This is a genomic window from Streptomyces scabichelini, assembly GCF_011045015.1.
GTDB classification, from domain to species: Bacteria; Actinomycetota; Actinomycetes; order Streptomycetales; family Streptomycetaceae; genus Streptomyces; species Streptomyces scabichelini.
On sequence record NZ_JAAKZY010000312.1, the window covers coordinates 1 to 9657 of the forward strand.

A 9657-nucleotide genomic window follows, 5' to 3' on the forward strand; every position below is an offset into this window, starting at 1 on the left:
GCGCCCCCGAGCCCGACTCCCTGGCCCAGCTCCTCCGCGTCGTCGAGAACGAGCAGGAGCTCGGCAAGGACGTCGCGATCGTCGGCCCCAAACTCCGCGGCTCGGTCAGGAACGCCCCGTACAGAACGCCATGGCGGCTGACACCGGCAGCGCGGACGACTCCGCCCGGCTGGTCACCGAAGCGCTCGGCGCCGACCGCGTACTGCACCTCGCCCGGCGCACCGGCTTCGGCCAGGCCGTCGACGAGGCCGCCCGCACCGCCGGCGTGCTCACCCCGGACGACCTGCCGTACCTGAAGCGCCCCAGCGGCTGGGACCCGGTGACCCGCACCTGGCGCGACGACACGTACGACATGCCGGAACTGCCGTACGGCGAGCCCGTCCAATGGCTGTGGCTCCTGCACGACGACTGCGCCCCCGAGCCCGACTCCCTGGCCCAGCTCCTCCGCGTCGTCGAGAACGAGCAGGAGCTCGGCAAGGACGTCGCGATCGTCGGCCCCAAACTCCGCGGCTGGTACGACCGCAGACAGCTCCTCGAAGTCGGCGTCACCATCGCCAACAGCGGCCGCCGCTGGACCGGCCTCGACCGGCGCGAACAGGACCAGGGACAGCACGACCACGTACGGCCCGTCCTGTCCGTGTCCACGGCCGGCATGCTGATCCGCCGCGACGTCTTCGAACAGCTCGGCGGCTTCGACCGGCGGCTGCCCCTGATGCGCGACGACGTCGACCTGTGCTGGCGCGCCCAGACCGTCGGCCACCGTGTCCTCGTCGCCCCCGAAGCGGTCGTACGCCACGCCGAGGCGGCCTCCCGCGAGCGGCGCACCGTCGACTGCGTGGGCCGCACCTCCGCCTCCCCGCACAAGGTCGACAAGGCGGGCGCCGTCTACACGCTGCTCGTCAACTCCCGCACCGCCGTGCTGCCCTGGGTGCTGTGGCGGGTGGTGCTCGGCACGCTGCTGCGCACGGTCGCGTATCTCGTCGGCAAGGTCCCCGGACAGGCCGTCGACGAGATCCGGGGTCTTCTGGGGACGCTGCTGCGGCCCGAGCGGATCATCGCCGGGCGGCGCGTGCGCGGCCGTCCGCAGGTCGACAAGGACGAGCTGCGCCCGCTGTTCCCGCCACCCGGCGCGACCGTGCGGGCCACCGTGGAACAGGTCGCGGGCAACCTCGTGGGCCGCTCCGACCCCGAGCTGACCGCGGCCGGACGACACGGCGGCGCCGTCGAGTCCGGGCCCGGCGGCGACGACGCCGACTTCCTGGAGATCGAGCAGTTCGCCCGGCTCAAGCGCATCGCTCGCAAGCCGGGACCGGTGCTCTTCGTAGTGCTCCTTTTCGTCTCGCTCATCGCCTGCCGAGAGCTCATCGGCGGCGGTGCGCTCGCGGGCGGCGCGCTCCTGCCCGCCCCCGCCGACGCGTCCGCGCTCTGGTCGCGCTACCTGGACGGCTGGCACCCCGTCGGCGCCGGCGGCACCCAGTCCGCGCCGCCCTATCTCGCACTCGTCGCGCTGCTCTCCAGTGCGCTGTTCGGCTCCACCGGGCTCGCGGTCACCGTCCTGCTCGTCGGCTCCGTGCCGCTGGCCGGCTTCACCGCGTACTTCGCCTCCCGGCCGCTCGTCCAGTCGCGCCTGCTGCGCGCGTGGGCGTCCGTCGCGTACGCCTTCCTGCCCGCCGCCACCGGAGCGCTCGCGGGCGGTCGCATCGGCACCGCCGTGCTCGCCGTCCTGCTGCCCCTCATCGCGCGCGCGGGCATCGCGGCGAGCGGCCTCGCCTCGGCGACGGCCCGCGGCAGCTGGCGCGCCACCTGGGCGTACGCGCTGCTGCTGACCCTCGCCACCGCCTTCACCCCGATCGTGTGGCCCATCGCCCTGGTACTGGGCCTCGCCCTGCTGGCCGTGCGCCGGGGCGAGATCATCGCCTACGGTCTCCGCTTCCTGGCCCAGCTCGGCACCCCGCTGCTGGTCCTGGCGCCCTGGTCGCTGTCCCTGCTGCCCTTCGGCTTCTTCAAGGAAGCCGGTCTCGAGTTCGGTGAGGGGACGGCGTCCGCGCTCGACCTGCTCGGCGGCAGCCCGGGCGGCCCCGGCACCGTCAGCGGGCTGATGCTGATCGGCATCGTGTGCGCCGCGCTGGCCGCGCTGCTGCGCACAGAGCGTCGGTTGGGAATCTGGACGGCCTGGGCGGCGGCCCTGGTAGCGCTCGTTTTCGCCGTCCTGTCCAACAGCTCGACCTGGGCCGGGCCCGCCACCCTCGTCTACGGCATCGCGCTCCTTGCCGCCGCCGCGCTCGGCGCCGACGGGGCACGCTCGCGCGTGGCCGAGCAGAGCTTCGGCTGGCGTCAGCCGGTCGCCGCGCTCATCGCGTTCGCCGCGGCCGCCGGACCGCTGCTCGTCGCCGCCGGGTGGATGATCGGCGGCGCCGACGGGCCCCTTGAGCGGCGCGACCCGGTCCAGGTGCCCGCGTTCGTCGCCGAGGAGAGCGGCACGCGCGACCAGGCCCGCACCCTCGTCCTCGACAGCGACTCGACCGCCCGGGTCGGCTACACGCTCGTACGCGGCTCCGGCGCCCGGCTCGGCGACGGCGAACTGGCCGCCGCGGACGGCGAGAACAAGAAGCTCGACTCCGTCGTCGCCAACCTCGTGGCCGGCTCCGGGGCCGACCAGGCCGATCAGCTCGGCGGCTTCGCCGTGCGCTACGTACTCGTGCACCAGGGAGCGCCGCGCGAGGTCAGCCGAGTCCTGGACGCCACGCCCGGCCTGAGCCGGCTGAGCCAGCAGGACGGCAGTGCCCTGTGGCGTGTGGACCGGCAGGTCTCGCGTGCGGCCATCGTCCCCGAGTCCGGCGACCCGCAGCCCATCGCCGCCGGACCCGTCGAGCTGCACACCAAGATCCCCTCCGGCGCCGACGGCCGCGTGCTGCGCCTCGCGGACACCGCCGACGAGGGCTGGACCGCCACCCTGGACGGCAAGCCGCTCACCAGGACCACGCTCGACGGCTGGGCACAGGGCTTCGAACTGCCCATCGACGGCGGTCGGTTGGACGTCGTCTTCGACGCGCCCGCGGTCCACACCGGCTGGCTGTGGGCGCAGGGCGCGCTCGCCGTAGTCCTCGTGGTGCTCGCCCTGCCCGGCCGTCGCCGCGACGTCGACGACGACCTCCCTGAGGAGCCCGTCGTCCCCGCCGAGCCCGTCTCCGGCGAGGGCCGCAGGGCACGCCGGCTGCGCGCCCAGGCCGAGGCCGAACAGGCGGACCAGGCCGAGCAGTTCACGCCGGACTCCCCGCCTCCTCCTCCGGAGGAGGCCCCGGTCCCCGCCGCCGTTCCGCAGCAGCAGGCCTACGACGACTGGAACACGACGGCCTACGCGGGCACCGAGTACGGCACGTACGGCGAGCAGTATCAGGGCGCCCAGCAGTACCCGGCGGGCACCTACGAGCAGCAGCCGTACCAGGCGGACCCGTACGAGGCGGACCCGTACCAGGCAGGCCAGTACGACCCGTACGGGTACGGCTCGGGGACGCCGGCATACGACCCGACGCAGACGTACGCCCAGGGCTACGACGCGCCGTACGACCCCACGCAGCAGCAGCCGCCGCACGGCACCGACAGTGAGCGCCCCGACGGGAGCCAGCAGTGAACCGCCCCACCGTGTCCCTGATCGCCGGCGTGGCCGCGCTCGTCGCCGTCGCCGGATTCGCCACACTCACCGAGCCGGACACCTCCGGCCCGGACACGGCGAGGACGGCCGCCCAGATGCCCGTGCAGCGCACCAGCCTGCTCTGTCCGTCACCCAGTGCCTCGGACCTCGCCGAAACCGCGTACACGTCCTTCACTCCCACCACGAAGGGGGCCGACACGAGCGGCAGGGCCGAACTCGCCACCGCGGGCGCGGAGTCGGCCGACAGCGAGTCCCAGAAGGGCGACGAGAAAGGCGAGGCGTCCAAGAAGGGCGACGAAAAGTCCGTCCTGACGCCGAAGGAGCCGGGTCGGCCGGTCACCGGCGAAGCCTCGGGCGCCGACGCACCCGCGCTCATCGGCACCGCAGAGGGCAGCTTCGCGCCCGGCTGGACCGTCCAGCAGACCACCGAGGTCTCCGCGGGCACCGGCCGCGGCCTGCTCGGCACCAACTGCACCGCTCCGGACACGGAGTTCTGGTTCGCGGGTGCCAGCACGGCGAAGGACCGCACCGACTACGTGCACCTCACCAACCCCGACGACTCCTCGGCCGTCGTCGACATCGAGCTGTACGGCAAGGACGGCGCCCTCAAGTCGACGTCGGGGGAGGGCATTCAGGTCAAGTCGCACTCCACGGAGCCGGTGCTGCTGTCCACGCTCGTCGACGAGCCGCAGACCGACCTCACCGTGCATGTGACCGTCCGCAGCGGCCGGGTCGCCGCCGCGGTTCAGGCCCTCGACGACAAGCTCGGCGGCGACTGGCTGGCCGCCTCCACCGACCCGGCCGGCAGCCTCGTCCTGCCGGGCATCCCCAAGGACGCCACGTCCGTGCGCCTGGTCGCCTTCACACCCGCCGACACCGACGCCGACCTGAAGGTGCAGCTCGCCTCGCCGTCCGGCCTGATCACGCCCGCCGGGGGCGAGACGCTGCACGTGAAGGCCGGAATGACGGCCGCCCTCGACTTGGGTGACGTCACGCGCGGCGAGGCGGGCTCCCTGGTGCTGACGCCCACCGGGGATTCCGTGCCGGTCGTGGCAGGCCTGCGGGTCGTGCGAGGCAAGGGCGGCAAGCAGGAGACGGCGTTCATCCCGGCCACCCGCCCGGTGGGCACGCGCGCGACAGTCGCCGACAACCGTTCCAAGGGCTCCACGCTCTCCCTGGTCGCCCCCGGCGACGCCGCCGAGGTCAAGGTCACGGCCTCCGCCGGCAGCGGGGGCGGCACGGCCGCGACCAAGACGTACAAGGTCAAGGGCGGCACCACCCAGGACATCGAGGCGCCCGTCCCCAGCGGCCTCAAAGGCACGTACGCACTGACCGTCGAGCCGGTCTCCGGAGGCCCGGTCTACGCAGCGCGAACGCTCGGGCTCCCCGACGGCGGCGTACCGATGTTCACGGTGCAGACGCTGCCGGACGACCGGGGGATGGTGGCGGTGCCGGACGCGGAGCAGGATCTCTCGGTGTTGCAGCAGAAGTAGAGGCGCACGCGCGTGTGCGGGTTGGTTCGGTCCCTTCGCGCGCGTGGCCTCGTACGCGTCAGTCCTCGCCGTACCGGGGGTCCACCGTCTCCGGAGTCAGGCCCAGCAGCTCGGCGACCTGCTCCACCACGACCTCGTGGACCAGGGCGGCCCGCTCGTCGCGTCCCTTGGTGCGGATCTCGACGGGGCGGCGGTAGACGACGACGCGGGCGGGCCGGCCGTCGCGCGCCGCGATCGTGCCGCCCAGGGGCACCGCCTCGTCGCCCCAGCCCTCGCCCCGCCCCGTGTCGAGGCGCGGCACCTCCAGTACCACGAACTCGATGTCGGCGAGCTGCGGCCAGCGCCGCTCGAGCCGCTCCACGGAGTCCTGCACCAGATCCGCGAACACCTCGGCACGGGGGGTACAGGGCTGTCCATCACTGACGAAGCGTAGTCCTCGTACGGTCGGCGTGCCCGGCACCCGCGCGGCTGCCCGACCTCCACGGACCGGTCCTGCCGGACGCCCGCGCCAGCTCCAGGGCATGTCGCTTGATGACCATTCCAGCCAAGCTTGGGCTCGTTTCCGTATCTCTCCGAACCGTCGAACTCACGGTAATTGAAAGGGTTTGCGGCAAGTAGTGACCGGATCGCGACTGTCCGATATCTCGGCAAGGGGCGTACTCGCAGGTCAGTCACGCCCGTTCAGATTTTCGTGTGGCCCGTCTCACAGCACGACACGGTGGAGTGACCTGGGGGAGATTCGTCGCGGCCCGCTCAGGAGTGCGGTACCGTCCAACGTCGTGAGCCCTGTACGTCGCTGTTCGCGCACCGCTTGCGGCCGCCCCGCCGTCGCGACGCTGACGTACGTCTACGCCGACTCGACCGCCGTCCTCGGCCCGCTCGCCACCTACGCCGAACCCCACTGCTACGACCTGTGCGCCGAGCACTCCGAGCGCCTCACCGCCCCGCGCGGCTGGGAGGTCGTCCGGCTGGCCGACGGCTCCGCTCCCTCCCGCCCCAGCGGCGACGACCTGGAAGCGCTGGCCAACGCGGTGCGTGAGGCGGCCCGGCCCCAGGAGCGCGCGGCGCAGGCCGGTGGAGCGCGCGGGGCGGACCCGATGGAGGTCGCACGCCGCGGCCACCTGCGGGTACTGCGCTCGCCGGACTCCTGAACCGCCTTCCCTGACGGGAACTTCACTCGGTGCACGTACGGTGCACATTTCACTCGATGCCGTACGGGCATTGACGTGTGCTTGTCACGGACACGACCATTCCCCCACCCGTGAGAAATCGCTTTCCGCATCGCGGAATCCGGGGAGGTTCTGTGTACGTCCAGGAACTGGAGCCCGTGGCCGACTCGCTCGGCCTGTCCGCCCTCGTCGCGGCGTTACCCCTCGTCATCGTCCTGGTCCTGCTCGGCGGCGTCCGCATGAAGGCGCACCGGGCCGGACTCATCGGCCTCGCGGCGGCGGCCCTGGTCGCCTGGCTCGCGTATGGCATGCCCATCGGCCAGACGCTCTCCAGCGCCGCCCAGGGCGCCATCTTCGGTCTCTTCCCCATTCTGTGGATCGTCGTCAACGCCCTGTGGGTGTACCGGATGACCGTCCGCACCCGGCACTTCGACATCCTGCGCCGTTCCTTCGGACGGCTCTCCGACGACCCGCGCATCCAGGCGCTCGTCGTCGCGTTCTGTTTCGGCGCGCTCCTGGAGGCCCTCGCGGGCTTCGGTGCGCCCGTCGCGATCTGCTCGGTGATGCTGGTCGCGCTCGGCTTCGACCCCGTCCGTGCGGCGGTGGTCGCGCTGGTCGCCAACACCGCGCCGGTCGCCTTCGGAGCGATGGGTACGCCGGTCGTGACGCTCGCCCAGGTCACCGAACTGCCCCTGGACACCGTGGCCTCCGTGGTGGGCCGTCAGACGCCGCTGCTGGCCCTCGTGGTGCCTCTCGTGCTCGTCGGCCTGGTGGACGGCAGGCGCGGCCTGCGCGAGACCTGGGTGCCCGCGATGGCGTGCGGAGTCGCCTTCGCCGTCGCGCAGTTCGCCGCCTCCAACTATGTCTCCGCCCAACTCGCCGACATCGGCGCCGCCTTGGCCGGAGCCGGCGCCCTGGTGGCGGTGCCCCATGCGCGCAAGCCCGCCGCCGAACCCGTACGAGCCGCTGTCCTGACCGGCGTACGCAGCGAGGACCTGGACGAGCACGACCCGCGCCCCGAGGTGCTGCGGGCCTACGCCCCGTACGCACTGATCGTCGCGATCTTCTCCATCGCCCAGATCCCCGCGGTGAAGGACCTGTTGGACAAAGCGACCCGCACGTTCGACTGGCCGTTCCTGAACGTCGCGAACCCGGACGGCGAGCCCGTCAGCGGCAATGTCCTGTCGCTGCCGATCGTCTCGACCGGCGGCACGCTCGTGCTGCTCGCAGGAGTGTGCACGGCGGTCGTTCTCGGGGTGCACGCGCGCGTGGCGGTCAAGGAATGGGCGGCGACCGTCCACGAGTTGAGGTTCGCGATCCTCACCGTGACGTCCGTCCTGGCGCTCGCGTACGTCATGAACCTCTCCGGGCAGGCCGCCACGATCGGCTACTTCGTGGCGGCGGCGGGCGCGGGGCTCGCCTTCCTGTCACCGGTTCTGGGCTGGTTCGGTGTGGCGGTCTCCGGGTCGGACACCTCGGCCAACGCACTCTTCGGTGCCCTTCAGGTCACCGCGGCGCGGGAGTCCGGACTCTCGCCCGAGCTCCTCGCGGCCGCCAACAGCTCGGGCGGTGTCCTGGGGAAGATGATCTCGCCGCAGAACCTGACCATCGCGTGCGCGGCCGTGGGGCTCGCGGGCCGTGAAGGGGACCTGCTGCGCAAGGTGTTGCCGTGGAGCATCGGGCTGCTGCTGGTCATGTGCCTGATCGTCGTCGGACAGAGCTCGCCCGTTCTGGAGTGGATGCTTCCGTAAACGCTGTGCGATCTCTTGGGCACCACCCAGCCGCGTGTCAGTCCGGGCGGGTAGTTTGGGGACACCTATGAGGAATCCAGGAGGGTTGGCCGTGGCTGCTGATCTGTCTCAGCTCGTGAAGGCGTATGACGTACGCGGGGTGGTCCCGGACCAGTGGGACGAGCCGCTCGCCGAGCTGTTCGGCGCGGCCTTCGCGCAGGTGACGGGCGCGGGCGCGATCGTGGTCGGGCACGACATGCGGCCCTCGTCACCCGGCCTGTCGGGGGCCTTCGCGCGCGGGGCGGCGGCGCGCGGTGTCGACGTGACCGAGATCGGGCTGTGCTCGACGGACCAGTTGTACTACGCGTCGGGGGCGCTGGACCTGCCGGGCGCGATGTTCACGGCCTCGCACAACCCCGCGCAGTACAACGGCATCAAGATGTGCCGGGCGGGCGCGGCCCCGGTCGGCCAGGACACGGGCCTCGCCGAGATCCGCGAACTCGTCGAGTCGTGGTCGGACTCGGGCGCCCCGGAGTCGGCGGCCACCCCCGGAACGATCACGCAGCGCGACACGTTGGAGGACTACGCGGCGTACCTCCGCGGCCTCGTCGACCTGACCTCCATCCGCCCCCTGAAGGTGGTCGTCGACGCGGGCAACGGCATGGGCGGGCACACCGTGCCCACGGTCTTCTCCGGCCTGCCCCTCGACCTGGTCCCGATGTACTTCGAGCTGGACGGCACGTTCCCGAACCACGAGGCCAACCCGCTGGACCCGGCGAACATCGTCGACCTCCAGAAGCGTGTGCGTGAGGAGGGCGCCGACCTCGGCATCGCCTTCGACGGAGACGCGGACCGCTGCTTCGTGGTCGACGAGCACGGCGGTCCTGTCTCGCCGTCCGCGATCACCGCCCTGGTCGCCTCCCGCGAGCTCGCCAAGCACGGCGGCAAGGGCACGGTCATCCACAACCTGATCACGTCGTGGTCGGTGCCGGAGGTCGTCCGGGAGAACGGCGGCACGCCGGTACGCACGCGCGTGGGCCACTCCTTCATCAAGGCCGAGATGGCCACGTCCGGCGCGATCTTCGGCGGCGAGCACTCCGCGCACTACTACTTCGCCGACTTCTGGAACGCCGACACGGGCATGCTCGCCGCCCTCCACGTCCTCGCGGCCCTCGGCGGCCAGGAGGGCCCGCTGTCGGGCCTGGTCGCCCAGTACGACCGCTATGCCGGCTCCGGCGAGATCAACTCCACGGTCGACGACCAGACGGCCCGCCTCGCCGCGATCAAGGCCGCGTACGAGGGCCGCGAGGGCGTCACCCTCGACGAACTCGACGGCCTGACGGTCTCGTCCGCCGACTGGTGGTTCAACGTCCGCCCCTCCAACACGGAACCGCTGCTCCGGCTGAACGCAGAGGCCCGCGACGAGGCAACGATGACGAAGGTGCGGGACGAGGCACTGGCGATCATCAGAGGCTGAGCGCCCACCCGGTCCGAGGCTCGGCCTTTCGGCCAACTCCCGCTCCTCAATCGCCGGACGGGCTGTTTTTCAGCCCGTCCGGCGATTGAGGACGAGGCCGTTCAGGCCGATACGGGGGTCTGGGGGCGGAGCCCCC

6 protein-coding genes are annotated in these 9657 nt (G+C 72.2%); 5 read left to right on the forward strand and 1 reads right to left on the reverse strand.

Annotated features, from left to right (window positions below; translation table 11 throughout):
- Window positions 1-130: 130 nt before the first annotated feature.
- Both G5C60_RS47260 and G5C60_RS47265 read left to right on the forward strand, forming a co-directional pair.
- Window positions 131-3631: a glycosyltransferase family 2 protein gene (locus G5C60_RS47260; protein ID WP_165269908.1), complete on the forward strand. Its 3501-nt coding sequence runs from the start codon at window positions 131-133 to the stop codon at window positions 3629-3631.
- A complete protein-coding gene (locus G5C60_RS47265; protein WP_165269910.1) occupies window positions 3628-5145 on the forward strand; it encodes a DUF5719 family protein in 1518 nt (505 codons plus the stop codon). Before G5C60_RS47260 ends, G5C60_RS47265 begins: the two co-directional genes overlap by 4 nt.
- 58 nt (window positions 5146-5203) lie before the next feature.
- Here G5C60_RS47265 and G5C60_RS47270 read toward each other — a convergent pair whose 3' ends face one another.
- The gene (locus G5C60_RS47270; protein WP_241267586.1) at window positions 5204-5668 is read right to left on the reverse strand and encodes a metallopeptidase family protein; all 465 of its coding nucleotides are present in this window, start codon (window positions 5666-5668) and stop codon (window positions 5204-5206) included.
- A gap of 256 nt (window positions 5669-5924) precedes the next feature.
- On the opposite strand from G5C60_RS47270, the gene G5C60_RS47275 reads away from it, so the two are divergent.
- The 3 genes from G5C60_RS47275 (at window position 5925) to G5C60_RS47285 (ending at window position 9521) form a co-directional block, all read left to right on the forward strand.
- Complete coding sequence (locus G5C60_RS47275) at window positions 5925-6296, forward strand: DUF3499 domain-containing protein (protein ID WP_420907480.1); 372 nt, start codon at window positions 5925-5927, stop codon at window positions 6294-6296.
- Between the two features lie 152 nt (window positions 6297-6448).
- Window positions 6449-8065, forward strand: coding sequence for a lactate permease LctP family transporter (locus tag G5C60_RS47280; RefSeq protein ID WP_165269914.1), 1617 nt, complete (start codon window positions 6449-6451; stop codon window positions 8063-8065).
- Between the two features lie 91 nt (window positions 8066-8156).
- The gene (locus G5C60_RS47285; RefSeq protein ID WP_165269916.1) at window positions 8157-9521 is read left to right on the forward strand and encodes a phosphomannomutase/phosphoglucomutase; all 1365 of its coding nucleotides are present in this window, start codon (window positions 8157-8159) and stop codon (window positions 9519-9521) included.
- The last annotated feature ends 136 nt before the right edge of the window (window positions 9522-9657 follow it).